Annotated in this window: 22 protein-coding genes; 17 read left to right on the top strand and 5 right to left on the bottom strand. The window is 71.2% G+C overall.

Annotation, left to right across the window (positions count from 1 at the left end):
* The first annotated feature begins 211 nt into the window (after positions 1 to 211).
* From DIZ27_RS19710 to DIZ27_RS19640, 14 genes are all read left to right on the top strand, one after another.
* Positions 212 to 1399 carry an ABC transporter ATP-binding protein gene (locus DIZ27_RS19710; RefSeq protein WP_181383603.1) on the top strand — a complete coding sequence of 396 codons (1188 nt, stop codon included), beginning with the start codon at positions 212 to 214 and terminating at the stop codon, positions 1397 to 1399.
* The gene (locus DIZ27_RS19705; protein WP_109379751.1) at positions 1389 to 3134 is read left to right on the top strand and encodes an iron ABC transporter permease; all 1746 of its coding nucleotides are present in this window, start codon (positions 1389 to 1391) and stop codon (positions 3132 to 3134) included. The genes DIZ27_RS19710 and DIZ27_RS19705 overlap by 11 nt, the downstream gene beginning before the upstream one ends.
* A 2-nt stretch (positions 3135 to 3136) precedes the next feature.
* Entirely contained in the window at positions 3137 to 4387 is a 1251-nt protein-coding gene (locus DIZ27_RS19700) for an MFS transporter (RefSeq protein WP_109379750.1), read from the top strand.
* Positions 4388 to 4460: 73 nt separating this feature from the next.
* Positions 4461 to 5369: a CoA ester lyase gene (locus DIZ27_RS19695; protein ID WP_109379749.1), complete on the top strand. Its 909-nt coding sequence runs from the start codon at positions 4461 to 4463 to the stop codon at positions 5367 to 5369.
* 29 nt (positions 5370 to 5398) lie between these two features.
* Positions 5399 to 5866 carry a MaoC family dehydratase gene (locus DIZ27_RS19685; RefSeq protein WP_109379748.1) on the top strand — a complete coding sequence of 156 codons (468 nt, stop codon included), beginning with the start codon at positions 5399 to 5401 and terminating at the stop codon, positions 5864 to 5866.
* A 26-nt stretch (positions 5867 to 5892) separates the two neighbouring features.
* Positions 5893 to 7845, top strand: coding sequence for an AMP-binding protein (locus DIZ27_RS19680; RefSeq protein ID WP_109379747.1), 1953 nt, complete (start codon positions 5893 to 5895; stop codon positions 7843 to 7845).
* Complete coding sequence (locus DIZ27_RS19675; protein ID WP_109379746.1) at positions 7842 to 9005, top strand: acyl-CoA dehydrogenase family protein; 1164 nt, start codon at positions 7842 to 7844, stop codon at positions 9003 to 9005. The genes DIZ27_RS19680 and DIZ27_RS19675 overlap by 4 nt, the downstream gene beginning before the upstream one ends.
* A gap of 11 nt (positions 9006 to 9016) precedes the next feature.
* Positions 9017 to 9772, top strand: a complete 756-nt coding sequence (gene fabG, locus DIZ27_RS19670; protein ID WP_109379745.1) for a 3-oxoacyl-ACP reductase FabG — start codon at positions 9017 to 9019, stop codon at positions 9770 to 9772.
* 46 nt (positions 9773 to 9818) lie between these two features.
* Positions 9819 to 11030 carry an acetyl-CoA C-acetyltransferase gene (locus DIZ27_RS19665; protein WP_109379744.1) on the top strand — a complete coding sequence of 404 codons (1212 nt, stop codon included), beginning with the start codon at positions 9819 to 9821 and terminating at the stop codon, positions 11028 to 11030.
* A gap of 19 nt (positions 11031 to 11049) precedes the next feature.
* Complete coding sequence (locus DIZ27_RS19660) at positions 11050 to 12207, top strand: CaiB/BaiF CoA-transferase family protein (RefSeq protein WP_109379743.1); 1158 nt, start codon at positions 11050 to 11052, stop codon at positions 12205 to 12207.
* Positions 12204 to 13010, top strand: coding sequence for an enoyl-CoA hydratase/isomerase family protein (locus tag DIZ27_RS19655; protein WP_219933628.1), 807 nt, complete (start codon positions 12204 to 12206; stop codon positions 13008 to 13010). The genes DIZ27_RS19660 and DIZ27_RS19655 overlap by 4 nt, the downstream gene beginning before the upstream one ends.
* On the top strand, positions 13007 to 14389 hold the full coding sequence (locus DIZ27_RS19650) for an acetate--CoA ligase family protein (protein ID WP_109379741.1): 1383 nt from the start codon (positions 13007 to 13009) through the stop codon (positions 14387 to 14389). Before DIZ27_RS19655 ends, DIZ27_RS19650 begins: the two co-directional genes overlap by 4 nt.
* A gap of 130 nt (positions 14390 to 14519) precedes the next feature.
* Complete coding sequence (locus tag DIZ27_RS19645; protein ID WP_109379740.1) at positions 14520 to 15200, top strand: GntR family transcriptional regulator; 681 nt, start codon at positions 14520 to 14522, stop codon at positions 15198 to 15200.
* Positions 15201 to 15303: 103 nt separating this feature from the next.
* Complete coding sequence (locus tag DIZ27_RS19640) at positions 15304 to 16215, top strand: LLM class flavin-dependent oxidoreductase (RefSeq protein ID WP_181383602.1); 912 nt, start codon at positions 15304 to 15306, stop codon at positions 16213 to 16215.
* A gap of 123 nt (positions 16216 to 16338) precedes the next feature.
* Here the strand turns inward: DIZ27_RS19640 and DIZ27_RS19635 are convergent, their stop codons facing one another.
* Positions 16339 to 17163 (bottom strand): rhomboid family intramembrane serine protease, encoded by an 825-nt coding sequence (locus DIZ27_RS19635; RefSeq protein WP_109379738.1) that lies wholly within the window; start codon positions 17161 to 17163, stop codon positions 16339 to 16341.
* A gap of 136 nt (positions 17164 to 17299) precedes the next feature.
* Between DIZ27_RS19635 and DIZ27_RS19630 the strand changes: the two genes are divergently transcribed.
* A complete protein-coding gene (locus tag DIZ27_RS19630; RefSeq protein WP_109379737.1) occupies positions 17300 to 17707 on the top strand; it encodes a hypothetical protein in 408 nt (135 codons plus the stop codon).
* Here the strand turns inward: DIZ27_RS19630 and DIZ27_RS19625 are convergent.
* Both DIZ27_RS19625 and DIZ27_RS19620 read right to left on the bottom strand, forming a co-directional pair.
* Positions 17691 to 19169 (bottom strand): FAD-dependent oxidoreductase, encoded by a 1479-nt coding sequence (locus DIZ27_RS19625; protein ID WP_309074879.1) that lies wholly within the window; start codon positions 19167 to 19169, stop codon positions 17691 to 17693. The two genes, DIZ27_RS19630 and DIZ27_RS19625, sit on opposite strands and share 17 nt — an antisense overlap.
* A 39-nt stretch (positions 19170 to 19208) precedes the next feature.
* Positions 19209 to 20234 (bottom strand): DUF4349 domain-containing protein, encoded by a 1026-nt coding sequence (locus tag DIZ27_RS19620; RefSeq protein WP_109379736.1) that lies wholly within the window; start codon positions 20232 to 20234, stop codon positions 19209 to 19211.
* Positions 20235 to 20390: 156 nt separating this feature from the next.
* Between DIZ27_RS19620 and hemG the strand changes: the two genes are divergently transcribed.
* Both hemG and hemQ read left to right on the top strand, forming a co-directional pair.
* Complete coding sequence (hemG, locus tag DIZ27_RS19615; RefSeq protein WP_109379735.1) at positions 20391 to 21851, top strand: protoporphyrinogen oxidase; 1461 nt, start codon at positions 20391 to 20393, stop codon at positions 21849 to 21851.
* A gap of 5 nt (positions 21852 to 21856) precedes the next feature.
* Complete coding sequence (gene hemQ / locus DIZ27_RS19610; protein ID WP_109379734.1) at positions 21857 to 22588, top strand: hydrogen peroxide-dependent heme synthase; 732 nt, start codon at positions 21857 to 21859, stop codon at positions 22586 to 22588.
* On the opposite strand, the gene DIZ27_RS19605 is transcribed toward hemQ, so the two are convergent.
* Entirely contained in the window at positions 22589 to 24262 is a 1674-nt protein-coding gene (locus DIZ27_RS19605) for an alpha/beta fold hydrolase (protein ID WP_109379733.1), read from the bottom strand. It lies immediately after the preceding gene.
* A gap of 89 nt (positions 24263 to 24351) precedes the next feature.
* Entirely contained in the window at positions 24352 to 25170 is an 819-nt protein-coding gene (locus tag DIZ27_RS19600; RefSeq protein WP_109379732.1) for a TIGR04222 domain-containing membrane protein, read from the bottom strand.
* Positions 25171 to 25248 lie beyond the last annotated feature (78 nt).

The raw sequence follows: 25248 nt of genomic DNA, 5'->3' as shown, positions 1-25248 counted from the left end.
GCGGACACCAAAAGCCCTGACCGAGGGTTCCCACGGCCCGCGAAGAACACGGACATCCGCCCGCCGCTGTGCCGCGCCGCCGGCCGGCCCACCTGAACCGCCCGCGCTTCTTTCCAGCGGCAGCGCATAAACCCAGCACATACATGATGCACGGATTCCGGGCGCTCCGGAGTCGCCGCGCACACCCGACCGCCCCCAGGAGGACACCGCCGTGAGCACACAGAAAACCGCAGCGCCACCGACCGCGGCAGCCGACCGCGAACGCCCTTCCCAGACCGCCAAAGTACAGGTCTCGAAGCTCACCAAGAGCTTCCGCCGGCGCAAGGAGACAGTCCAGGTCCTCCACGGCATCGACCTGGGAATCGCCGACGGCGAGCTCCTCGTCCTCCTCGGACCGAGTGGCTGCGGCAAGACCACGCTGCTGCGCTGCCTGGTGGGGCTGGAGCGCCCCGACGGCGGGCGCGTGGACCTCGCCGGCAGGACCGTGGTCGACACCGATGCCCGTACGTTCGTGCAACCCAACCGGCGCGACGTCGCCATGGTCTTCCAGAACTACGCGCTCTGGCCGCACATGGACGTCGCCCGCAACGTCGCCTACCCGCTCAAGTCGCGCGGTCTGAAGGACCTGCTGAACGGCGGCCGTGTCGAGGAGGTTCTCAAGCTCGTCCAGTGCGACCACCTCGCCAACCGCTATCCGCCCGAGCTCAGCGGCGGCCAGCAGCAGCGCGTCTCGCTGGCCCGCGCACTGGCCTCCAACCCTGGTCTGCTCCTGCTCGACGAGCCGCTCAGCAACCTCGACGCGCTGCTCCGTATCGAGCTGCGCGCCCAACTCCGCTCTCTCCACCGCAGGCTGGGCTTCACCGGCGTGTACGTCACACATGACCAGGAGGAGGCTCTGGCTCTGGGCACCCGCGTCGCCGTGATGCGCGAGGGCCGCATCGAACAGATCGGCGACCCCGAGGAGGTCTACCGGCGCCCCGCCACCGCGTACGTCGCCGACTTCCTGGGTGCACGCAACCGCCTGGAAGCGGAAGTCGACGACCTCGGCAACGCCGAGCTCGCCGGACAGACCCTTCGGGGCTTCTTCCGCCCCGGCATGCCCGGCTCTTACACCCTCCTCTTCCGCGACCAGGACCTCGAACTGCGGGGCGCGGGCAGCGACGAAGGCGCGGTCGGCCGCGCCTGGCTCACCGGGGGCACCGTCCACGAGGTGCTGCCCGGCGGCAACCACAACGAGCACGTCGTGCGCGTCAACGGCATCCGGGTCTGGGTCGGCATCCCGGCGAGCGCCGAACGGTTCGCCCCCGCGACGGACGTCGAGCTGGGGATCGATCCCCGGCGCACGCTCTGCTACGCCGCCGACGGCAACCTCGTGGAGGGCTGGACCCATGGCTCCTGAACTGCAGACCCGTCCGGCATCGGAGGCGGCCGACCAACCGAGCCCCGGCGCCGCGATGACCCGGGCGGCCCGGGCCGCCCGCCCGCACTGGCCATGGGTCCTGCTGACGGTCGTGACCACCGCCCTGGTCATGGCCCCCCTGATCCCCCTGCAGTGGCAGGCATGGAGCGACGGCGCCGACGGCATGCGCCGCCTCGTCGGCATGTCCGACCTGCAGGACATCGCGGTCGACACGCTGAGCCTCGGGCTCGGTGCGCTGGCCGTCGGCATGGTGCTCGGGACGGTGCTGGCCCTCGCGTCGTACTCGATGCGGCCGCGGCTGCGGAAGAAGCTCGAGTTCCTGCCCGTGCTGCCGATGGTGGTGCCGGCCGTCGCGCACGTCGTCGGCTTCGTGTTCCTCTTCTCCCCGGAGAACGGCTACGTCAACACGCTGCTGCGCGCCACGCCGTTCTTCGGCGGGAGCTCGGGGCCGATCAACGTCTACACGTTCGAGTGGATCATCGTGTACACGGGCACCCACCTGGCGGCGTTCGTCTACCTGTTCGTCTACACCGGCCTGCGCAACCTCGGCTCCGACTACGCGCTCGCCGCCCGCGTGAACGGAGCAGGCCCGATCCGGGCGCTGTTCACGATCACCCTGCCGCTGCTGCGCCCCACGCTCGTCTACTCCTCCGTGGTGGTCTTCCTCCTGTCGCTGGGCCAGTTCACCGGCCCGCTGCTGCTCGGCCGCCGCGAGGGCCTGGACGTCGTGACGACCAAGATGTACACGCTGAGCGCGGAGTACCCGGTCGACTACCCGCTCGCCTCCGCACTCGGCACACCGCTGCTCCTGCTGGCCGTCCTCCTGGTGATCTTCCAGACCCGTTCGCTGGGAAACCAGAACCGCTTCGTGGGGCAGGGCGCCTCCTCCCTCGACAACCGCCAGCTGACCCGTGCGGGCAGCGCGGTGTCGGCCTGCATCGTGCTGGCGTACACGACGATCGCCGCGTTCCTGCCGGTGCTGGCGATCGCCTTCGTCGGCCTTTCGCCGTACTGGAGCGGCAAGCTCTCCTTCGGCGACATGACGCTCCAGCACTTCTCGACCGTGCTGAACGACCCGCAGATCCTGCAGGCCCTCACCACGACGCTCACCGTGGCCCTGAGCGGCGTGGCGATCGTCATCCCGCTCGGCATGCTGATCTCGCTGGCCATCTACAACCGGGACCGCATGTGGCGCCCGGTCCCGGCCGTCCTCGACCTGGTGGCGAACATGCCGCTGACCGTGCCGGCGGCGCTGCTCGGCTTCGGCTTCCTCTTCGCGTTCTCGCATCCGGGCATCGGTCTCTACGGCAGCCAGACGAGCCTGATCATCGCGTACGTGACGATCATGCTGCCGTACTCCGTGCGCTACCAGCTGGCCACGATCATGTCGCTGGGCCGCCCGACGCTCGAGGCATCGCAGGTCAGCGGGGCACACCCGCTCCGCACCTTCTTCCAGGTGCTGCTGCCGCTCGCGCGGGCGGGCATCGCCTCCTCGACGGCGATCATCTTCGTGCTGCTCACCCACGAGTTCGGCGTCTCGCTGCTGCTGCGCGGGCCGACGACCAAGGTGCTGTCCGTGGTCCTCTTCGACGAGTACAACGGCGGCACCTACTCCCAGGTCGCTGTGATCGCCCTGCTGATGACCGTGGTGACCGGTCTCGGTGTCGTGCTGGCGATGGTGTTCGGCGGCCGCCGGGCGCTCGAGCGGCTCTGACGATGGCAGCCGCACCGCGAACGGCGGCGCTCGTCGTCCTACCGGGACTGGCGAGCGCCGTCATCGGCATGGTCGGCCCGCTGCCCGGCGCCCTGGTGTTCGCGATCCGCGAGGACTTCGCCTTCACCGCGAGCGACGTGGGCTTCAGCTTCGCCGGCTTCTACCTCGCCTCGGCACTGGTCGCCCAGCTCGCCGGGCGGCTGATGACCCGGTGGGGCCAGCTCGCGCTGATCCGCCTCGGTCTCGCGCTGTGCGCCGCGGTCGCCGTCACGGTTGCGCTGTGGAGCGGCCGTTGGCAGCTCTTCGCGGCGGCCGGGATATGCGGGGCCGCGAACGGATTCTCCACGCCGGCCGTCAACCTCCTCATCGCCCGCGTGGTCCCCTCACACCGACGGGGCCTCGCCTTCGGGGTGCGGATGTCGGCCGTACCGGGCGGTGCGTCGCTGGCCGCGCTGGCGGCCTACCTCGTGGTCGGCCACGGGCACGACTGGCAGACGGTGTACGCCGGATACTCCGTCCTGTGCCTGGCCACCGCTGCTGCCCTGGGCTGGATCGGGCGCAGCGCCCGGTCCGCGCCCGAGACGCCGCAGCCACCCCACGCCGGTGACAGTGCGGGGGAGGCTCGGGGCTTGCGGCTGCTGGCAACCGCGGGTCTCCTGGCAGCCTCGGGCGGGGCCGTCCTCCCGCCGTTTCTGGTCGAGGGCATGGTCCACGGTGGTGTCGCGGCCGGTGCCGCGGCCGTCTTCCTGGCGGTGGGGTCCTGGCTAGGGATGGGAGCGCGCATCGTCGTCGGTGTGGTGTCCGACCATCTGCCACGTCCGAAGCTCCATCTCGCCGGGGTCGTCATCAGCCTGGTGACCGGCAGCCTCGGCATGGTCGGTCTGGCGCTGGGCCGGGGCACGCTCGCGGTCGGCGCGGCCGCGGTGGTGACATTCGGCCTGGGCTGGGCGTGGCCAGGACTGCTGCACCACGCGGCGATCCAGTTGTATCCGAGGCACCTCCTACACACCACGACCCGTCTGCAGAGCGGCACCTTCCTGGGGGGCCTGCTGGGCCCTGCTGTCTTCGGACTGGCGGTCACGCACCTGTCGTTCACAGGGGCCTGGCTGGGCGCCGCGGCGGTTCTGGCGTTCGCGGCCTTGGCTGTGTGCGGCATCGCACGACGGATCGAGGCCACGTCCGTGCCCGACCTGGGCTCACCGGTGCAGACGTCCGATGCACCCTCTCCCCGAAGTGACCCACGTCACCACTGAAAATGCATGATATTTTGAACAGGAGTCGTGCAGGATATATTATGTATGCTGCGCGGATGACAAGGAGTTCTCGATGAAGCCCATGCGCTCCGTTCTCTTCGTGCCCGGCCACCGTGGCACCTGGGTGGAGAAGGCCCTGGCCGCCGGCGCCGACGGTGTGATCCTCGACCTGGAGGACTCGGTCCCGGCCGACCTGAAGGACGAGGCGAGGGCCGAGGTCGCCCGCTCGGTCGCCCGTCTCCACGAGACCGGTTCCCAGGCCGGTGTGTACGTACGGGTCAACGCACTGGACACCGGAATCGCCGGCGACGACATCGCCGCGGTGGTCGTGCCGGGCCTGGACGGGCTGAGCCTGCCGAAGACCTTCGGACCGGAGGACATCATCAGGTTCGACGCCCTGGTGACCCACTTCGAGCGGAAGAACGGCGTCGAACCCGGCTCGGTGGAGTTCATCGTCAACCTCGAGACGGCGGAGGCGTACGCGAGCTGCGAGCAGATGGCCAAGGCCTCCCCGCGGGTGGCGACGCTCTTCGCCGGCACCGCCAGGGACGCCGACGTGTCCCGCTCCATCGGTTTCCAGTTCACCCCCGAGGGCCTGGAGACCCTCTACCTGCGCAGCCGCGCCGTCCTGGCGGCCCGCACCGCCGGCCTGGAGTTCCCGCTGGTCGGCGTGTGGCAGGACCTCGCCGACCCGGACGGCGCACGCCTCTTCTCCGAGCAGAACCGCGAACTCGGCTTCCGCGGCCAGGTCCTCATCCATCCCTCGCACATCGCGGTGGCCAACGAGGTCTTCAGCCCCTCGAAGTCCGAAGTCGAGTTCTACGAAGGCATGATCGCCGCCTTCGAGGAGGCCGAGGCCACGGGCGCCGCAGCCGTGCTCTACGAGGGCATGCACGTCGACTACGCCCACATCAAGACCGCCCGCGAGGTGCTCGCCTACAGCCGCCTCATCGCCGAGCGCGGCGACGCCGCCGCCAACTGACGCCGTATACCAAGGAAAGAGGAACGAAGATGCCCGGCCTTTACTTCGAAGAGTTCGAACCCGGCATGGTGATCGAGCACCAGACCCGCCGCACCATCTCCGAGAGCGACAACATCACCTTCTGCGCCCTGACACTCAATCTGGCGCCACTCCACCTCGATGCGGAGTACGCCAAGGACAGCATCTACGGCCAGCGGATCGTCAACAGCCTCTACACCCTCGGCCTGGTGACCGGCATCTCCATGCAGGACACCACCCAGGGCACCACGCTCGGAAACCTCGGCTTCAGCGAGATCACCTTCCCCAAGCCGCTGTTCCACGGCGACACCGTCCGGGTGCGCACCGAGATCGTGAGCAAGCGGGAGTCCCGCAGCCGCGACGACTCGGGAATCGTCCAGTTCCGGCACTACGGCATCAACCAGCGCGACGAGGTCGTCTGCGACTGCGCGCGCGCCGGCCTGATGCTCAAGCGTCCCGCCGCCGAGACCGCCGCCTGAGCGACCAGTCCACCAGGGGAGAGCTGATGACACAGCCGCGACGGTTCGCCGCGCCGCCGGAGCCCGCCTGGGTTCCCGGCGACGCCGAGCGCGGCCGCAGCCGACTGCTGCGGGCAATGGAGCGGTGGGGCATCTCCGACATCGAGGACCTGCACACCAGATCACTCCGGGACCCGGAGTGGTTCTGGCGGGCCGTGGTCGACGACCTCGACATCACTTTCACCACCCCGTTCGATGTCGTACGTGACGACTCCGAGGGCCACGAGTTCCCGCGGTGGTTCGTCGGAGGTCGGCTGAACGCCGCCGAACTCTGTGCCCACCGGCACGCCATGAGTGACCGGGCCACCCGGACCGCCGTCGTCTACGAGGGCGACGGGGGCCAGCGCCGCACGCTGACGTACGCCGAACTCGACCGAGAGGTACGCCGGTTCGCGGCCAACCTCGCGGGCCTGGGCGTGCGCAGGGGCGACCGGGTCGTCCTCTTCCTGCCGGTGGTGCCGGAGGCTGTCGTGGCCTTCCTCGCCTGCGCCGCGATCGGCGCGATCTCGGTGCCGGCCTTCACCGGTTACGGGGCCGAGGCGCTGGCCATGCGGCTGCGCGACTCCGAAGCGGTGGTTCTGGTGACCGCCGACGGCACCACCCGCCGCGGCAGGAAGGTCGGACTCAAGGCCACCGCCGACGAGGCCCTGAAGGACGCGCCCTGCGTACGCAACGTCGTAGTGGTGCAGCACGTCGCGGACGGCACCGACATGCAGTTCGGCCGCGACATCCACTGGGACGACCTCCCGACGGACCCGGAACCGGTCAAGACCGTCGAAGCCGAGGCCCAGGACCCGCTGACGCTCATCTACACATCCGGGACAACGGGCGCGCCCAAAGGCATCGTGCACTCGCACGCCGGCTTCGCGGTCAAGGCGGCGGTCGACTTCGCGTACGGCTTCGACATCCACGAGGACGATGTCATCGCCTGGATCGCCGACATGGGCTGGATGCTCGGCCCGCTCCTGATCATGGGCGGGCTGCAGCTGGGCGCCACCGTCGTGTTCACCGAAGGGGTGCCGACCCACCCCGGACCGGACCGGCTCTGGGACATCGCCCGGCGCAACGGTGTCACCTTCCAGGGCATCGCACCGACGGCCGCCCGGGCCGTGAAGAACGCCGGCGGCGGGGACTTCGCGGACCTGCCGACCGTGCGGTCCTTCGCCTCCACGGGCGAGGCGTGGGACGAGCCGACCTGGCGGTGGCTGTTCGAGACCGTCGGCGGCGGCTCCCGCCCCATCGTCAACTACAGCGGCGGAACCGAGACCGGCGGCGGCATCCTGGTCACCTACCCGTTCCTGCCCAGCGACGCGGCAGGCTTCAACGGCCCCCTGCCCGGCATGGATGTCGTCGTTCTTGACGATTCCGGTCAGCGAATATCCGACTCAGTGGGCGAATTGGCCGTACGCAACACCTGGCCCGGAATGACCCACGCCTTCTGGCAGGACCGCAGCCGCTACCTGGAGACCTACTGGCAGCGGTGGCCGAAGGTGTGGCGCCACGGCGACCTGGCCAGCGTGGACGCCGACGGGACATGGCGGATCCACGGACGCTCCGACGACACCATCAAGGTGTCGGGGCGCCGGGTCGGGCCCGCCGAGTTGGAGGCGGCGCTGCTCAAGGACGCCCGGATCGCCGAGGCAGCCGTGGTCGGCGTGCCCGACCCCGACCGGGGCCAGCGGGTCGTCGCCTTCGTCGTCGTCCGTGACGACGACGACCACGACGACCTCGTCGCCACCGCCGCCCACCACGTCGGCAGGTCGTTCGCACCCGCCGTCGTCGTCGTACCGACCCTTCCCAAGACCAAGAACGGCAAGATCATGCGCCGCGCGATCCGGGCCCGCCACCTCGGCCTGCCGCCCGGAGACCTGTCGTCGCTCGATCCCGCCACCCCGCTCGAAGACATACCCCACCACCACGAAGCAGGAGAGAAGCGATGACTGAGAAGGACCCAGCGGATCTCGAGCTCATCCGCAAAACGACGCGCGAACTGGCCCGCAAGTTCGACCTGGAGTACTGGCGGGAGAAGGACGCCAAGCACGAGTACCCTTGGGAGTTCGTCAAGGCGTTCGCCGACGGCGGCTGGCTCGGCGCGATGATCCCCGAGGAGTACGGCGGTCTCGGTCTCGGCCTCGTCGAGTCCGCGGTCATGCTGCACGAGATCGGCTACTCCGGAGCCGGTGCCTCCGGCGCCTCGGCGGTCCACTTCTACATCTTCCCGCCCGGGCCCATCATCCGGCACGGCTCCGAGGCGATGAAGCGGGAGTTCCTGCCGCAGATCGCCAAGGGCGAGTTGCTGATGTGCTTCGGCGTGACCGAGCCGACCGCCGGCGTCGACACCTCGCGCATCAGCACCCGCGCCACCAAGACGGACGGTGGCTGGGTCATCAACGGCCAGAAGGTGTGGATCACCAACGCCCAGAACGCCAAGAAGATCCTCCTGCTGGCCCGGACCTCCCCCCGGTCGGACGAGAAGCCGATGGACGGCATGACGCTGTTCTTCACCGACCTGGACCGGGAGCGCATCACCGTCCGCGAGATCGACAAGCTGGGCCGCTCGGCCATCGACTCTAACGAGTTGTTCATCGACAACCTCGAGGTCCGCGACGACGAGGTGGTCGGCGAGGTCGGCAAGGGCTTCTCCTACCTGCTCGACGGCCTGAACCCCGAGCGCATCGTGGTCGCCATGGAACAGATCGGCCTGGGCCGCGCCGCCCTGGACGAGGCCGTGAAGTACGCGAACTCCCGGGTCGTCTTCGACCGCCCCATCGGCAAGAACCAGGCCGTCGCCCACCCCCTCGCCGACTCCTGGATCCGTCTGCAAGCCGCCGAGCAGATCGCCATGAAGGCCGCCGAGCTGTACGACGCGGAGCAGCCGTGCGGCCCCGAGGCCAACGCGGCCAAGTTCCTCGGCAGCGAGGCCGGCTTCCAGGCGTGCGACCGTGCGATGCAGACCCTCGGCGGCTACTCATACGCCAAGGAGTACTACGTCGAGCGGTTCTGGCGGGAGTCGCGGCTGCTCAAGGTCGCGCCGGTCTCCCAGGAGATGGTGCTCAACTACATCTCCACCAAGATCCTCGGCCTCCCGAAGTCGTACTGATGGAGGGACGGATGAGCAAGGAAGGCCGCATGCTCGACGGCAAGGTTGCCATCGTCACCGGCGGCGGACAGGGCATCGGGCTGGCCATCGCCGAGGCCCTGCTGGACCACGGCGCCAAGGTCGTGGTCGCCGACATCGACGGTGGCAAGGCCGCCGCAGCCGTGGAGCTGCGGCGGGCGGACGGGGCCCCGGTGCTGGCGGTCGCGACCGACGTCACCAGCGAGACCGACCAGGAGCAGTTGGTGGAGCGCTGCCTGGCCGAGTTCGGCGGCGTGGACATCCTCGTCAACAACGCCGGCGTCACCCGCGACCGGTACATGACGAAGATGACGCCCGAGGACTTCGACCTGGTCCTCGACGTCAGCCTCCGGGGCGCCTGGCTCGGCACGCGCGCCGTGGCAGGGCTGTTCCGCAAGCAGGGCAGCGGCGCCGTCGTCAACGTGTCCTCGCTGTCCGGCAAGATCGGCAATCCCGGCCAGACCAACTACAGCGCCGCCAAGGCCGGGCTGATCGGGCTGACCAAGGCGGCAGCGAAGGAGCTCGGCCCCTCTGGCGCCCGCGTCAACGCAATCCAGCCCGGCCTGATCCGGACCGATATGACCCTCGCCATGAAGCCGGAGATCTTCGCCGCCAAGGAGGCCGAGGTGCCCATGGGGCGCGCGGGCACGCCGGACGAGGTGGCGAGCGCGGTCGTGTTCCTGGCCGGCCCGATGGCGTCGTACATCAACGGCGCCGTCCTCGAAGTCACCGGCGGGCGCGGGATCTGAGGACCGACTCCACCCGCACCACGGAACCGAACGAAGAGAGGACGACATGCGCGAAGCAGTCATCTGCGAGCCGCTGCGCACGCCGGTGGGCCGCTACGGCGGAGTCTTCAAGAGCCTGCCCGCGGCGGAGCTGGCCGCCACGGTCCTGACGGAGCTGGTCAGCCGCACCCGCATCGACCCGGCCCAGGTCGACGACGTGCTGTTCGGGCAGTGTTACCCGAACGGCGAGGCACCCGCCATCGGCCGCATCGCGGCGCTGGACGCCCGCTTCCCGATCACCGTGCCGGGCACCCAGCTCGACCGGCGCTGCGGCTCGGCCCTGCAAGCAGTGCTGGACGCAGCCATGCGTGTGCAGACCGGGGCCTGCGACGTGGTCATCGCCGGCGGTGCCGAGAGCATGAGCCAGGCCGAGCACTACGTGGTCGGCGGGCGCTTCGGCTTCCGCGGCGACTCCAGCCCGCTGTGGGACCGGATCTCCCGGGGCCGCATCACCTCTGGCGGCAAGTTCTACCCGGTCGAGGGCGGCATGCTCGAGACCGCGGAGAACCTGCGCCGCGAGTACGGCGTCACCCGCGAGGAGCAGGACCGGCTCGCGCTGGCCTCGCACCAGCGGGCAGTCGCGGCGCAGCGGGACGGCCGGTTCAAGGAGGAGATCGTCCCCGTGACGGTCACGTCCCGGAAGGGCGAGGTCGTCATCGACACCGACGAACACCCGCGTCCGGACGTCTCGCTGGAGAGCCTGTCCGCCCTGCGTCCCGTACGGAGCAAGCTCGACGAGGAGGCCACCGTCACCGCCGGCAACGCCAGCGGTCAGAACGACGGCGCCGCGGCCTGCCTCGTCACGACGCGGGAGAAGGCCGAGGAGCTCGGTCTGCGGCCTCTGGGGCGAGTGGTCAGCTGGGCGGCGGCCGGCGTCGAGCCGCACCGCATGGGCATCGGCCCCGTGCCCGCCACCGAGCGCGCTCTCGCCCGGGCCGGCCTGTCCCTGGACGACATGGACCTCATCGAGCTCAACGAGGCGTTCGCCGCCCAGGCCCTCGCGGTCACCAAGGAATGGGGGTTTGCCGAGGCGGACTTCGACCGCCTCAACGTCAATGGCTCGGGTATTTCGCTCGGCCATCCCGTTGGCGCCACGGGGGCGCGGATCCTCACCACCATGCTGCGCGAACTCGACCGAAGGCAGGGCCGCTACGCCCTGGAAACCATGTGCATCGGTGGCGGCCAGGGCCTGACGGCCGTCTTCGAGCGGATCGCCTGAGGCGGGGGAGGAGACAGACATGGGCAGGGGAACCGGGCCGCTGGCGCGAGTCAGGGTGGTCGTCCTGGCCGGCATGGGGCCTACGCCCTACGCCTCCATGCTGCTGGCGGACATGGGCGCCCACGTCGTACGGGTCGCCCGCCCGGCGACCCGGCCCGCGCGCGCCCTGGCGCAGACGCAGGACATGAACCCCGCACACGACATCGCCAACCGCGGTGTCGACACGGTCGAGCTGGATCTGAAGAGCAGCGAGGGACGCGCGGCGGTGCTCGACCTCGTCGAACATGCAGATGTCTTCGTCGAGGGCTTCCGCCCCGGCGTTACCGAGCGCCTCGGCCTCGGCCCCGGCGACCTTTTCCGCCGCCGGCCCGAGCTGGTGTACGCGCGGCTGACCGGATACGGCCAGTCCGGGCCGCTCTCCCGCACGGCCGGGCACGACATCAACTATGTGGCGCAGTCAGGCGTCCTGCAGGCGCTCGGCCGCGAGGGCGTCTCGCCGATGCCGCCGATCAACCTGTTGGGGGACTACGCGGGCGGCGGCACCTTCGCCGCATTCGGCATCGTCTGTGCCGTGCTCGAGGCGAAGTCCTCCGGGCGCGGCCAGGTCGTCGACGCCGCGATGATCGACGGGGTGGCCGCCCTGACGGCCCGCATCCAGGGACTGCGCGCGGCCGGTACCTACTCCGACGAGGCAGGCACCAACTACCTCGACGGCGGCGCCCCGTTCTACGCCACCTATGAGTGCGCGGACGGCAAGTACCTCGCTGTCGGGGCGCTCGAGGGCGACTTCTACGCGGAGTTCATCAAGTGTCTCGGCGTCGACACCGCTGACTGGCCCGCCCAGCAGGACCGCAGCCAGTGGCCGCGGCTGCGGCGGCTGATCGCCGGGGTCCTGCGCACCCGCAGCCGCGACGAGTGGGCGGAGATCTACCGCGGCACTGACGCCTGCGTCACGCCCGTCCTCGACTTCGCCGAAGCCGCGGTGCACCCGCACAACACCTACCGGGGGCTGTACCGGGAAGTCGGAGACGTGCTCCACCCCGCCCCCGCTCCGCGGTTCAGCCGCACGCCCGCCAGGGAGCCGGCCGTCCCCACGGCTGCACGGTCCCACGTGGCGGAGCTCATCCAGGCATGGCGCGACGGCGCGCCGGCCGCCGACCGAAAGGACATCCCGTGACCGACCCCTACAGCCAGTTCAAGCGGCTCCGGTTCGAGCGGAACCAGCCGGGCGTGCTCGAGATCGTCTTCGACGGCCCGAACCTGAACGCGGTCGACGAGGAGACCCACAGCGAGATCCCCGCGATCTGGCCGGTCATCGATCGCGATCCCGAGGTGCGGGCCGTGCTCGTCCGCGGCGAGGGCAAGGCGTTCTCCGCCGGCGGGGACTTCGCCCTGATCGACGCACAGATCGAGGACTACGACGTGCGCATGCGCGTCATGCGGGAGTCCCGCGACCTCTTCTACAACATCATCAACTGCTCCAAGCCGATCATCTCCGCGATCCACGGCCCGGCGGTCGGCGCGGGCCTGGTGGTCGCGCTGATGGCCGACATCTCCGTGGCGGCCACGAACGCGCGCATCATCGACGGCCACACCCGGCTGGGCGTCACCGCGGGCGATCACGCCGCCATGGTGTGGCCGCTGCTGTGCGGCATGGCGAAGGCCAAGTACCTCCTGCTGACCTGCCGGGAGATCTCCGGCGCCGACGCGGAGAGCGCCGGACTCGTGTCGCTGTCCGTGGCGCCGGAGGACCTGTTGGAGAAGGCCCGCGAGATCGCCGGCGAGCTCAGCGGCGGCGCGCAGGAGGCCATCCGCTGGACCAAGTACTCGATGAACCAGTGGTACCGCCAGCAGGGCCCGATCTTCGACGCCTCCCTGGGGCTGGAGTTCCTCGGCTTCGGCGGGCCCGACGTCCGCGAAGGCGTTGCCTCCCACCGCGAGCGCCGCAAGCCCGTTTTCCGTCCCGAGGCCTACTCATGACCCGCACCGTTGCCGACCTGTACTTCCGGCCGCGCAGCATCGTGGTGCTGGGAGCCTCCACCGACCCGGACAAGCTCTCCGGCCGCCCGCTCGCCTACCTGAAGAAGTTCGGCTACGAGGGTGACCTGTACGCGGTGAACCCGCGGCGCAGCGAGGTCCAGGGCGTGAAGACGTTCGCCTCGGTGGCCGACGTTCCCGGTCCGGTGGACCTGGCGATCGTCGTAGTTCCGGCGCCCGCGGTCGTGGACGCGGTGCGTGCCTGTGCGGAGGCCGGGGTCGGCGCCGTCACCGTCTTCGCCTCCGGCTTCGCCGAGATCGGCGAGAAGGGCATGCCCGAGCAGCAGGAGATAACGGACATTGCGGCGCGCGCCGGGATGCGGGTCGTCGGCCCCAACTGCCTGGGCACCTTCGCGGTGGCGGACCGAGCCTTCGCCACCTTCTCCACGGCCTTCGACGACGAAAGCGAGCGGCCGGTCTCCCCGATCGCCCTGGTCACGCAGAGCGGTGCGGTCGGCACCTTCACCTACAGCACGATGAACAGCCTCGGCCTGGGCGTCACCTACTTCGGCAACACCGGCAACGAGGCCGACGTCACGGTCCCAGAGGTCCTGTCGGCGCTGGTCGACGCGGACGACGTGCAGGTGCTGCTCGGACACATCGAGGGGGTCAAGGACATGGCGGCCCTGCGGCGCCTCGCCAGGTCCGCGAAGGCGAAGGACAAGCCCCTTGTCCTCCTGAAGTCGGGACGCAGCGAGACCGGGGCCCGGGCGGTCGCCGCTCACACCGGCAGCGTCGCCGGGGATGACGCGGAGTTCGAGGCCGCCAGCGTGGCCGAGGGCGCGGTCCGGGTCCGCAGCATGGAAGAGCTGTCGGACACGGCCCTCGCCTTCGCCGACGGGCGCCGGGCTGCGGGTAGCCGGCTCACCATCGTCACGCTCAGCGGTGGCGCGGGCGCTCTGGCCGCCGACCGGGCGGTCGAGCTGGGCCTGAAGGTGGACACCTGGGCGAGCGACGCGGAGCGGGAGGCCCTCGCCGGTGAACTCCCGTACTTCGGGGCGGTCAAGAACCCGATCGACATGACCGGGGCGATGATCAACGACCTGTCCCTGCTGGAACGGGTCCTGCGGGTCGTCAACCAGAACGACGACACCGACGCCGTCCTGGTGGTGCTCGGCAACGCCGACAAGGGCTCCGACGAGATCGTCGAGACCCTGACCAAGGCCTACCGCAGCACCGAGAAGCCCTTCCTGGTCGCCTGGACCGGAGGCAGCGGACGCCCACGGCTGGAACTCCTGAAGGCTGGGGTTCCGACGTACAGCGAGCCGGACCGGGCCGTGCAGTGCATGAGCCATGTGGTGAAGCACAGCCGCCGGGGATGACAGCCGCATCGGCGGCCGGTGGGGAGCATACCCGGCGGCCGCCGGGCGGCGTCCTGAAGTTGGCCCTCGACCACAAAGACGTGCCATACAATATATTCAATATCTTTTCTGGGTACGTGAAGGGGGACGCATGCCGAACCCGTATGTGATCAGGGCCGATGCGCGCAGCGTCAGGCAGCAGCTCCCCGAGGAGGTTGCCTCGTACGTGCGCGAGCTGATCATCTCCGGTGAGGCGCGTCCGGGCGACTTCCTCCGCATGGAGCCGATCGCCGAGGCGGTCGGCGTGAGCAACACCCCGGTGCGGGAAGGACTCCTGGCGCTGCGCAGCGAGGGGTTCGTCAAGCTCGTCCCCCGCAAGGGCTTCGTCGTGGAGCCATTCACGCGCCAGGACGTACGGGACCTTTTCTGGGCGCAGGCCACCCTGGCGGGCGAGCTGGCGGCTCGGGCGGCGGAGGCGATCACGCCCGTCGAGATCGCGCAGCTGGAAGCGATCGGTGAACGGTACAAGGTGGCTGTGGGCAAGGGCGACGACCGCGCACTCGCTGAACTCGGCCACCAGTTCCACCGGACCGTCAACAAGGTGGCCGACTCCCACCGGCTCGCCCTACTCCTCGGCTCGGTGGTCAAGCACCTGTCCAACACCTTCTACACGGCCATTGAAGGCCAGGTCGAGCAAACCAGTGGGGACCACCCGCAGATCGTCGAAGCGCTGCGCAACAGCGACGCCCGACGCGCCCGCAAGCTGATGTTCGACCACATCCTCAGCGGCGGCGACGCCCTGATCGAGACGCTGGCCCAGCGAGGGCTGTAGCGGGAACAGGACAGTGCTGCCTGGGTCGCCACAACACGATCCACACGCCCGCTCCAGGGTTCTCACCGAAGCTCCGCCGACTATGACGAACCGAGGAATGCCCATGGTTAGCAACCCCGTCATTCCGGTGGGGGTTCGACTCCCCCTTGCCAGTGAAGGACTGCCCCCGGCCGAGCTGCTCGCGACCTGCCACGCCGCACTCGAACTCGGTTACAGCTCGTTCTGGGTGGGCGATCACGTACTGCTGCCCGAGTCCAGCGCCTCGGTGTACCCCCACACAGAGGATGGGCAGCGCCCCTTCCGAGCCGACACCTGGTGGCTCGATCCTCTCCTCCAGCTCACCTGGCTCGCCGGCCAGCTCCCCGAGGCGCGCTTCGGGACCAGCGTCATCATCGCGACACTGCGCAACCCGACCCTGCTCGCCAAGCAGCTCGCCACCATGTCGTGGCTCACCGAACGTCCCCTGTCGCTCGGTGTCGGCACAGGGTGGCTCCGCGACGAGTACGACGCTGTCGGCATGCCCTTCGAGAAGCGAGGCATCCGGGCCAGGACGGACATCGCCGAGATCAGGGAGCTACTGACCCGCGGCCGGCGCACCTACGTGGTGCGCGGTGGCGACGACCAGCCCGCGGAGAAGTCATTCGTCATGTTGCCCACGGCTCCGGCACCGGTCGAGTTTCTGTGGGGAGGCTTCAGTCCGATGGCCATGCGTCTCGTCGCGTTGACGTGCGACGGTTGGCTCCCCGCGAAACAGAGCCTCGAGGCGCTGGAGGACCACATCGCCCGGCTCAAGGCTGCGTGCGACGACGTCCACCGCGACTTCAACGAGCTGAAACTCGTCGTGAAGCTCGGTTCCGGGCCCGATCCGAAGTCCGGCGCGATCACCAAGGACAACCTGGCGGGCTACGCGGAGCTGGGCTTCCACGAGGCGATCCTCGAGATGCCGTACGAGCTCGAGGGTGCGGCCGACGCGATCAGCACGTTGGACCGTGTGGCGGCCCGCAGCTGGCTGTGATCCTGGACGAACGCTCAGGAAGGTGTTGTTCGGGGGCATGGGCGACCCGATCACCACACTCACCAGCTGCACCATGGCCGGCGAGAAGCCGAGCTCGACAAGCCTGGTTCCTGGCGTGCGGCCCTACCAGTCCCCTCGCGCCTGCCGTCCGAAGCGGATGCCGGCCGGTTCGGGGGGTGGGGGAGTGCCCGGTTTGAGGGGCCAGGCGATCAGCATGCCGACGACGAAGCCGACCACGTGGGCCGCGTAGGCCACGGTCCCGGCGCCGGTGACGCCCGCGCCGGCGGAGTAGGCCGCCTGCAGCAGGAACCAGAAGCCCAGGACGGTCCAGGCGGGCAGGCGCAGGGGCAGGAAGATCAGGAAGGGGACGAGGACCCAGACGCGGGCCTTGGGGTAGAGGACCAGGTAGGCGCCGAGGACGCCGGCGATGGCGCCCGAGGCGCCGATCAGGGGGGTGGTGGCGTTGGGGTTCGTGAGTGCGAATCCGTATGCGGCCGCGTAGCCGCAGACCAGGTAGAGCAGCAGGTACCGCAGACGGCCCATGCGGTCCTCGATGTTGTTGCCGAAGATCCACAGGAAGAGCATGTTGCCCAGCAGGTGCAGCCAGCCGCCGTGCAGGAACATCGCCGTCAGCACGCTCAGCTCGGGCGACTTGGTGTAGCCGGGCGGTCCCACCAGGCAGCCCGGCCCCTGCGGGCCCACCCCCGTGCCGCCGGTGGGCACCAGGCGCGGCAGCTGGTGGTGGATCAGCTCCCGCGGCACGGCCGCGTACTGGTCCAGGAACGCCTGCAGGTGACAGAACTCCGCCAGGCTGCTCCCGCTGCCCGTCAGCGAACCGGCGACACCGGGCGTGAGGAACAGGAAGGCGACGAAGTTCGCGGCGATCAGCGCGTACGTCACCCAGGGGGTGCGCCGCGCCGGATTCACGTCATGGACCGGAATGACCACATCCCACGTGTGCCCGTCCGGCCGCCGGTGGAATCAGGGACCGTGCTGAACGCCACCGTCCGGCCGTGCGTATCCCTTCCCAACCGCCCGCGGCGCAGGGAAGGGGGCCGCGGGGCCCACGTGAGGAAAACATGTGATGGACGACCGAGGGACCGCCGCGGTGCAGGCGCTGCCCGACGGTGAGGCGGAACTCACGCTCGTGGTGCGGCTCCCCTGGGAGGATGTCGCCCGGCTCGGCCAGGAGGCGGGAAGGCTCGCCGCCCAGAAGCAGCGGCCGGTGACGCTGGACGAGGCGGTGAGCCACCGCCTGCGCTCCACGCGGCCCGCCGCCGCGCACGCGCGGCCGGCCGGGGAGCAGCCGCCGGCCGTGACCTCCGGCACGGCCCCCGCCGTCGGCGCGGCCGGAACCTCCGCCGCCGCGAGTGCCTTCGGTGGTTCCAGTGCCTCCGTGTCGTCCCTGCCGCCCCGGCCCGCCACCGACCAGGCGCGGCCTCCGGCCGAGCAGGCGCGGCAGGCGATCGAACGGATCAACGGGACCGCGTAGGGCCGGCAGGGGGCGTCGGGCCTCCCGCCGTGGCGCGGATTCTCGCCGTCGCCTTGCGGGCCGCCACCAGGACCGGGTCCCAGGTGGGGGAGAAGGGCGGCGCATAGCCCAGGTCCAGCATCGTCATCTGCTCCACCGTCATCCCGGCGGTGAGGGCGACCGCCGCGATGTCGACGCGCTTGCCCGCACCCTCCCGGCCGACGATCTGGACACCGAGGAGGCGGCCCGTGCGCAGCTCGGCGAGCATCTTCACCGTCATGGGGGAGGCGTTCGGGTAGTAGCCGGCGCGGCTGGTCGACTCGATGGTGACCGCCTCGAACCGCAGCCCCGCGCGGTGGGCGTCCTTCTCCCGCAGGCCCGTGCGCGCGATCTCCAGGTCGCAGACCTTGCTGACCGCCGTACCGACCACGCCCGGGAAGGTGGCGTAGTCGCCGCCGACGTTCGAGCCGATGATCTGGCCGTGCTTGTTGGCGTGCGTGCCCAGCGGGATGTGCCGCTCCTGCCCGGAGATCAGGTCGAGCACCTCCACGCAGTCGCCGCCCGCCCAGACGTTCTCGTGCCCGCGCACCCGCATCGACCGGTCGGTGAGCAGACCGCCGTGTTCCCCCAGGGGCAGCCCCGCCGCCCGTGCCAGGTCGGTCTCGGGCCGCACCCCGATGCCGAGCACCACCACGTCCGCCGGGTACCGGGCGTCCGCGGTGGCCACGGCCCGCACCCTGCCGTCGTCCCCGGTGACCAGCCCGGTGACCTCGGTGTCGTTCACCATGGTGATGCCCAGGCCCTCCATCGCCTTGTGCACCAGGAGCCCCATGTCGGGGTCCAGGGTCGCCATGGGTTCCCGGCCCCGGTTGACGACCGTCACCTCGTAGCCGCGGTTGATCATGGCCTCGGCCATCTCCACGCCGATGTACCCCGCACCGACGACCACCGCGCGGCGGCCGTCGGTGCGGGCCAGCGTGTCCAGCAGCGCCTGGCCGTCGTCCAGGGTCTGCACGCCGTGCACCCCGGGGGCGTCCATGCCGGGCAGTTCCGGGCGGATCGGCCGCGCGCCGGTCGCGATCACGAGCTTGTCGTACGACGTCCAGGACTCCGCCCCCGACTCGACGTCCCGCGCGCGTACCCGCCCCCGGTCCGGGTCGATCTCCGTGACCTCGGTGCGCAGCCGCAGGTCGATGTCCCGCGCGCGGTGCTCCTCGGGCGTACGGGCGATCAGGGTGTCCCGATCGGTGATGTCACCGCCCACCCAGTAGGGGATGCCGCAGGCCGAGAACGAGGTGAAGCGACCGCGCTCGAACGCCACGATCTCCAGCTCGTCCGGACCCTTCAGCCGACGCGCCCGGGACGCCGCGGCCATCCCCGCGGCGTCCCCGCCGATCACCACCAGACGCTCCCGCGCGCCCGGGGCCGCGGACGTGCGCGTGTTCGTACTCGTGCTCCGGCTCGTGTGCTCGCTCGTGCTCATACGAACACGCTACGGGGGCCGCGCACTTCGGGTCCGGCCCTACGGCGTCTCCTCCGGTGCCCGAGCCGGCGCGGGCGCGGACAGCGGCGCGGGCATCGGCGCGGGCCGCGTGCGGCGGGACAGCCTGGGGCGTACGGCCTTCAGCCACAGGAGGGCGAGCAGCGCCGCCACCGCGGCGAACGGCAGCACCGCGCCCAGCGCCACCGCGATCCAGCGCAGCATCGTCACGAACGCCGCCCAGCCGCCGGCGAGCGCGTCCAGGAACCCGGGGTCGTCGTCCTGCGCGGGCCGTTCCACCGGCGTCTCGGACAGGGACAGGGTGATGGTGGCGAGGCTGGTGCGGTCCTTCAGGGACTCCTGCCGGGCGAGCAGCGCCTCCAGGTCGGCCTGGCGGGTGCTGAGTTCGCCCTCCAGGGTGACCACGTCGCTGAGCCGGGTGGCCCGGTCCATCAGTTCGCGGATCCGGGCCACGCTGGCGCGCTGCGTCTTGATCCGGCTCTCCACGTCGACGACCTGGTCGGTGACGTCCTTCGCCTTCGCGCTGCGTTCGACGAGCTTGCCGGCGCCCTCGAGCTCCGTGAGTACCTCCTCGTACTTCTCGACGGGCACGCGCAGCACCACGCGCGTGTGCTCGTGGCCCTCCTCGTCCCGACGGGTGGTCTCGTTGCCGATGTAGCCGCCCGCGTTCTCGGTGGCCGTGCGGGCCTCGTCCAGGGCCTTCGGCGCGTCCTTGACCTGCACGGTCAGGGAGGCGGTGCGGATGATGTGGGCCGTGCCGCTCCTGTTCGAGGGCGGCGCGGTCGCCCGCGGGCCGTCCGCCGACGAGCCGCCGGGCGCCCCGTCCTTCGCTGCTTCCCCTGCTGCTTCTCCCGCCGCTTCCTCCGTGCCCGCCGGGGCGTCCGCCCGCGGGGCTGCGGCCTTCTGGTCGGCGGCCGAGGCCGCGCCGGAGTCGGTGTCCGAGGCGCCGCATCCGGTCAGGACGAGAGCGGCGGCCAGCAGCAGACCGGCCATCGCGTGGACCGGTCGGCCGGCTCGTACGGGTCGTGCGGGTCGTCGTGTGCGCATGCGGTTCCCCCCAGGGGTCGTGACCACTGACGTTCCTTCGACGCCGGGGGCGGGCCGAACGTTGGCGCGAAACGGTCCCGAAGCGGTCACGGTAGGGACTCGCCAGGGCCGGATGGCCCTGGCGAGACCGCGGGGCGAGTCTGAGAGGGTGGAGCCATGAGCGGATCACGTGCGGGCGCGGAACAGCAGGTCGTCGTCGTGGGAGCCGGCATCGCCGGTCTGGCCGCCGCGCACCGGCTGCTCGGACGCGGGGCGCGGGTGACCGTGCTGGAGGCCTCGGGCCGGGTCGGCGGCAAGCTGCTGCCCGGCGAGATCGCGGGCGCGCGCGTGGACCTCGGCGCCGAGTCGATGCTGGCCCGCCGCCCGGAGGCGGTGGCTCTCGCCCGCGAGGTGGGTCTCACCGACCGGCTCCAGCCCCCGGCCACGGCGTCCGCCTCGCTGTGGACCCGCGGCGCCCTGCGCCCCATGCCCAAGGACCATGTCATGGGCGTCCCCGGCACGGCCGCCGCCCTGGCCGGTGTGCTCTCCGACGAGGGCCTCGCCCGGATCGGGCGCGACGCCGAACTGCCCCGCACCGAGGTCGGCGACGACATCGCCGTCGGCGAGTACGTGGCGGCCCGGCTGGGCCGCGAGGTCGTCGACCGACTGGTCGAGCCCCTGCTGGGCGGGGTGTACGCGGGCGACGCGTACCGCATCTCGATGCGCGCGGCGGTCCCCCAGCTGTTCGAGGCCGCGCGCGCCCACACCTCCCTGACCGAAGGGGTACGGGAGATCCAGGCCAGGGCCGCCGCCGCGCAGCAGACCGGTCCGGTGTTCATGGGCATCGAGGGCGGAGTGGGCACCCTCCCGCTCGCCGTCGCCGAGTCGGTGCGGGCACGCGGCGGGGAGATCCACACCGGCACCCCGGTCACCGAACTGCGCCGGGAGCCGGCCGGCGGCTGGCGGGTGGTCGCCGGGGAGCGGGAGCTGCACGCCGACGCGGTCGTCGTCGCCGCGCCCGCCCCGGAGGCCGCGCGGCTGCTGCGCGCCGAGGCCCCCGGGGCCTCCGCCGAGCTCACCGGCGTCGAATACGCCTCCATGGCGCTCATCACGCTCGCCTACCGCCGTGCGGAGACCGGCCTTCCCGCCGGCAGCGGATTCCTGGTGCCGCCGGTCGACGGCCGCACCATCAAGGCGTCCACGTTCGCCTCGCACAAATGGGGCTGGGTCGCCGAGGAGGACCCCGGCCTCACCGTCCTGCGCACCTCCGTCGGCCGGCACGGCGAGACGGAGATCCTCCGCCGTGACGACGCCGACCTCGTCGAGGTCTCCCGGCACGACCTGAAGGCCGCCACCGGCCTGGACGCCACCCCCGTGGCCACCCGCGTCACCCGCTGGCACGACGGACTGCCCCAGTACCCCGTCGGCCACCACGCGCGCGTGGCGCGCATCCGCGAGCACCTCGCCGCCCTCCCGGGGCTGGCCGTGTGCGGCGCGGCCTACGACGGCGTCGGCATCCCCGCGTGCATCGCGAGCGCGTACGCCGCCGTCGACCAGATCCACGGTGACCTCCCGCACGGCGTGCGGCAGGTCACCACCGACCCGATGCAAAGCCTCCACGGATGCGCAGGAGAATAAGGGACATGAGCGACGCCACCACCACCCCCGACCCCGCACGGATCCCGAACAAGGGCAAGCTGGCCAAGGACCTCAACGAGGTCATCCGCTACACCCTCTGGTCCGTCTTCAAGCTGAAGGACGTGCTGCCCGAGGACCGCGCCGGGTACGCCGACGAGGTCCAGGAGCTGTTCGACCAGCTCGCCGCCAAGGACGTCGTCGTCCGCGGGACGTACGACGTCTCCGGTCTGCGCGCCGACGCCGATCTCATGATCTGGTGGCACTCCGAGAGCAGCGACCAGCTCCAGGAGGCGTACAACCTGTTCCGCCGCACCGAGCTGGGCCGGGCCCTCGAGCCGGTGTGGTCGAACATGGCACTGCACCGCCCCGCCGAGTTCAACCGCTCGCACATCCCGGCGTTCCTCGCCGACGAGGAGCCCCGCGCGTACGTGAGCGTGTACCCCTTCGTGCGTTCGTACGACTGGTACCTGCTGCCCGACGAGGACCGCCGCCGCATGCTCGCCGACCACGGCAAGATGGCCCGCGGCTTCCCCGACGTGCGCGCCAACACGGTCCCCTCGTTCTCCCTCGGCGACTACGAGTGGGTCCTCGCCTTCGAGGCCGACGAGCTGTACCGCATCGTCGACCTCATGCGGCACCTGCGCGGCTCCGAGGCCCGGATGCACGTCCGTGAGGAGGTCCCGTTCTACACGGGCCGCCGCAAGGACATCGCCGAACTGGTCGCCGGCCTCGCCTGATCAGGCGGCGGGCCGGGGCTCCGGTTCCGTCTCCGTACGCGGCTCCGGCCCCGGTTCCGCCCGTGGCTCCGGTTCCGGGCGCGGCGCGCAGGACGCGCGCCGCCCCGGGACCCGGCCGGTCAGCAGGTACGCCTCCAGGTGGCCGTTCACACAGGCGTTGGGGCCGCCCGCGACACCATGGGTGCCGGTGTCCCGCTCGGTCACCAGCGCCGACCCCGCGAGCCGCCGGTGCAGTTCCAGCGCCCCGTCGTACGGGGTCGCCGCGTCCCGCTCGGCCGCCAGGATCAGCGTCGGCGGCAGCTCACCCGCCCCGGTCCGGACGTCCAGCGGCTGCTGCCGGGGCTCCGGCCAGAAGGCGCACGGCAGATTCGTCCACACGTTGGCCCAGGTCTCGAACGGCGCCCGGCGGGCGAGCCGGGTGTTGTCCCGGTCCCACACCGCCCAGTCCGTCGGCCAGGGCGCGTCGTTGCACTCCACGGCGACGTAGACCGCCCGCGAGTTCTCCGTCTCCACCGCCGCCTCGGGCTGCGGCTCCGCCTGCTCGATCAGCGGCCCCGGATCGCCCTTCAGATAGGCCGACAGGGCGTGCGCGCGATGCGGCCAGTGGTCGTCGTAGTACCCGGTCTGCAGGAAAGCCGACTGCAACTGCCCCGGGCCCACCTTCCCGCCCGCCGGTTCCCGGGCGAGCCGCGCGCTCACCTTCTCGTAGCTGCGGTGCACCTCCGCGGGCGTGTCGCCGAGCCCGTACACGTCGTGGTGCCGGGCCGCCCATGTCCGGAAGTCCGCCCAGCGGTCCTCGAACGCCGCCGACTGGTCGAGGTTGTTGCGGTACCAGATCTGCTCCGGGTCCGGGTGCACCGCCGAGTCGAACACCATCCGCCGGACGTGCGAGGGGAACATCGTGGCGTACAGCGCCCCGAAGTAGGTCCCGTACGACGCCCCCAGGAACGTCAGCCGAGGCTCCTTCAGCGCGGCGCGCAGCACGTCCAGGTCGCGCGCGTTGTTCAGGGAGTGGTAGTGCCGGAGCGCGCCGCCGACCCGCTCCGCGCAGCCGCGCGCATACGCCTCGGCCCGCGCGATGCGCTCGCGCTTGTACGACTCCGAGGGGTGCGCCGGCGCCCGTGTGGGGCCCTGGACGGACTTCTCCGGGTCCTCGCAGGACAGCGGGGCGGACCGGCCCACCCCGCGCGGGGCGTAGCCGACGAGGTCGTAGGCCCCCGCGATCCGCTTCCACTCGGGGAGCAGGCCGATGAGCGGGAAGTACGTGCCGTCGGCGCCCGGCCCGCCCGGGTTGTGGACCAGGGCGCCCTGCCGGGGCACCTTGCGCTTGTCGTTGTCCGGGTCCTTCCCGGTGGCCCGGACGCGGCTGACGGCGAGTTCGATCTGCCTGCCGTGCGGGTGGGCGTAGTCGAGCGGGACGGTGACCGTGCCGCACTCGATGGTGCCGGGCAGGTCCTGCGCGTCCGGGCAGGCGCCGAACTCGATGCCCTCGGCCGCGGCGCGCGCGGCGGCCACCGCGGTGCCGCGCAGCTCGGCTGCGCCGGGGGCGTCCGGGGCCGCGACGGCGGCCGGGGCGGTGGCGCCCGGGGCGGCGGTGGCGCTGCCGGTCGGTGCGACGGCCAGGGTGGTGAACAGCAAGGACCCGGCGGCCGCGTGGACGACGGCAGTTCTCATCGCGTATTCCCTTTCGGCGCACGACGGCGACAAAAGGGATGTTTCGTTCGGCGGTCGGGGAAGGCAAGCACCGTTCGCCGGTGTCGGCGTCAATGCCCCCGTGCGCCCCCGGAGTCCTGGCCCTGCCGCGGGTGCGGGTGCTCGCGGTGTGCGAAGGCCGCACGCAGATCCGGTTCACCGACCGCGCGGACGCCGCGTACGGCGACGGAGGTGAGATACGTACGGTCACCGGCACCGTGGGTACCGCGGTGCAGGGCGCCCAGCAGCCGTTGACCGGCAGGAGAGGCCCGGCGCGCGTACGGGTGGACCTCGATCCGCGCTATGACCAGGCAGCTCAGGGTCAGGATCAACGGCAGCGCGAACCACAGGGCGACCAGATGGCGCGGCAGTTCCGACGAGGCCGGCAGCAGCAGGGCGGCGGCCCCCAGCCCGACCACGGCCAGCGCGGCGAACCGCACCTGACGCACCCCGTCGACGATCGTCGTACCGGTGCCGTCCTCGGGCACGGCCAGACCCGCACGGACCAGCCGGTCCGCCATACCGCGCACGGGGGCCGCGGTCGCCGCCGCGGCCCGTACGGGCGCGATGAGGGACTGCCCCTCCGGACCGATGGCCCCTATCACCGACCGCTCCATCTCGTCCCGGCCCCGCGGGTCGACCACGGTCGCCCAGCCGGTGCGGGCCAGCAGCAGCCTGCGCTGGCGCGCCATGGAGACCAGGGTGACATCGACGACCCGTCGGGGCCCGCCGCACAGGAACGCCGCCTCGTACAACGTCAGGTCATGCCCTTCGGCGGTGGCCGCGTCGGTGGTGCCGACGGCCGCCGCGCGGACGGCGGCCAGGCACAGCCGGGCGCACGCCACACCGGCGACGGCCCAGGCCGGCAGCAGGAGGAGGACCCAGAACATGAACTGTTTGTAAGTGACACGGCCGCGGAAACACCATGCCCTTTTCACCATCCGGACGGAGTGTTGTGGTGATGTGAT

The organism is Streptomyces sp. NWU339 (assembly GCF_003143855.1).
Lineage (GTDB): Bacteria > Actinomycetota > Actinomycetes > Streptomycetales > Streptomycetaceae > Streptomyces.
This window is presented reverse-complemented; position numbering and strand designations above follow the sequence as displayed.

What these genes read in the sequence shown, in the direction of transcription:
- DIZ27_RS19705 (WP_109379751.1), top strand. Translation starts at nt 1,389, where the DNA reads ATGGCTCCTGAACTGCAGACCCGTCCGGCATCGGAGGCGGCCGACCAA.
- DIZ27_RS19700 (WP_109379750.1), top strand. Translation starts at nt 3,137, where the DNA reads ATGGCAGCCGCACCGCGAACGGCGGCGCTCGTCGTCCTACCGGGACTG.
- DIZ27_RS19695 (WP_109379749.1), top strand. Translation starts at nt 4,461, where the DNA reads ATGAAGCCCATGCGCTCCGTTCTCTTCGTGCCCGGCCACCGTGGCACC.
- DIZ27_RS19685 (WP_109379748.1), top strand. Translation starts at nt 5,399, where the DNA reads ATGCCCGGCCTTTACTTCGAAGAGTTCGAACCCGGCATGGTGATCGAG.
- DIZ27_RS19680 (WP_109379747.1), top strand. Translation starts at nt 5,893, where the DNA reads ATGACACAGCCGCGACGGTTCGCCGCGCCGCCGGAGCCCGCCTGGGTT.
- DIZ27_RS19675 (WP_109379746.1), top strand. Translation starts at nt 7,842, where the DNA reads ATGACTGAGAAGGACCCAGCGGATCTCGAGCTCATCCGCAAAACGACG.
- fabG (WP_109379745.1), top strand. Translation starts at nt 9,017, where the DNA reads ATGAGCAAGGAAGGCCGCATGCTCGACGGCAAGGTTGCCATCGTCACC.
- DIZ27_RS19665 (WP_109379744.1), top strand. Translation starts at nt 9,819, where the DNA reads ATGCGCGAAGCAGTCATCTGCGAGCCGCTGCGCACGCCGGTGGGCCGC.
- DIZ27_RS19660 (WP_109379743.1), top strand. Translation starts at nt 11,050, where the DNA reads ATGGGCAGGGGAACCGGGCCGCTGGCGCGAGTCAGGGTGGTCGTCCTG.
- DIZ27_RS19650 (WP_109379741.1), top strand. Translation starts at nt 13,007, where the DNA reads ATGACCCGCACCGTTGCCGACCTGTACTTCCGGCCGCGCAGCATCGTG.
- DIZ27_RS19645 (WP_109379740.1), top strand. Translation starts at nt 14,520, where the DNA reads ATGCCGAACCCGTATGTGATCAGGGCCGATGCGCGCAGCGTCAGGCAG.
- DIZ27_RS19640 (WP_181383602.1), top strand. Translation starts at nt 15,304, where the DNA reads ATGGTTAGCAACCCCGTCATTCCGGTGGGGGTTCGACTCCCCCTTGCC.
- DIZ27_RS19630 (WP_109379737.1), top strand. Translation starts at nt 17,300, where the DNA reads ATGGACGACCGAGGGACCGCCGCGGTGCAGGCGCTGCCCGACGGTGAG.
- DIZ27_RS19625 (WP_309074879.1), bottom strand. Translation starts at nt 19,169, where the DNA reads ATGAGCACGAGCGAGCACACGAGCCGGAGCACGAGTACGAACACGCGC.
- DIZ27_RS19620 (WP_109379736.1), bottom strand. Translation starts at nt 20,234, where the DNA reads ATGCGCACACGACGACCCGCACGACCCGTACGAGCCGGCCGACCGGTC.
- hemG (WP_109379735.1), top strand. Translation starts at nt 20,391, where the DNA reads ATGAGCGGATCACGTGCGGGCGCGGAACAGCAGGTCGTCGTCGTGGGA.
- hemQ (WP_109379734.1), top strand. Translation starts at nt 21,857, where the DNA reads ATGAGCGACGCCACCACCACCCCCGACCCCGCACGGATCCCGAACAAG.
- DIZ27_RS19605 (WP_109379733.1), bottom strand. Translation starts at nt 24,262, where the DNA reads ATGAGAACTGCCGTCGTCCACGCGGCCGCCGGGTCCTTGCTGTTCACC.
- DIZ27_RS19600 (WP_109379732.1), bottom strand. Translation starts at nt 25,170, where the DNA reads ATGTTCTGGGTCCTCCTCCTGCTGCCGGCCTGGGCCGTCGCCGGTGTG.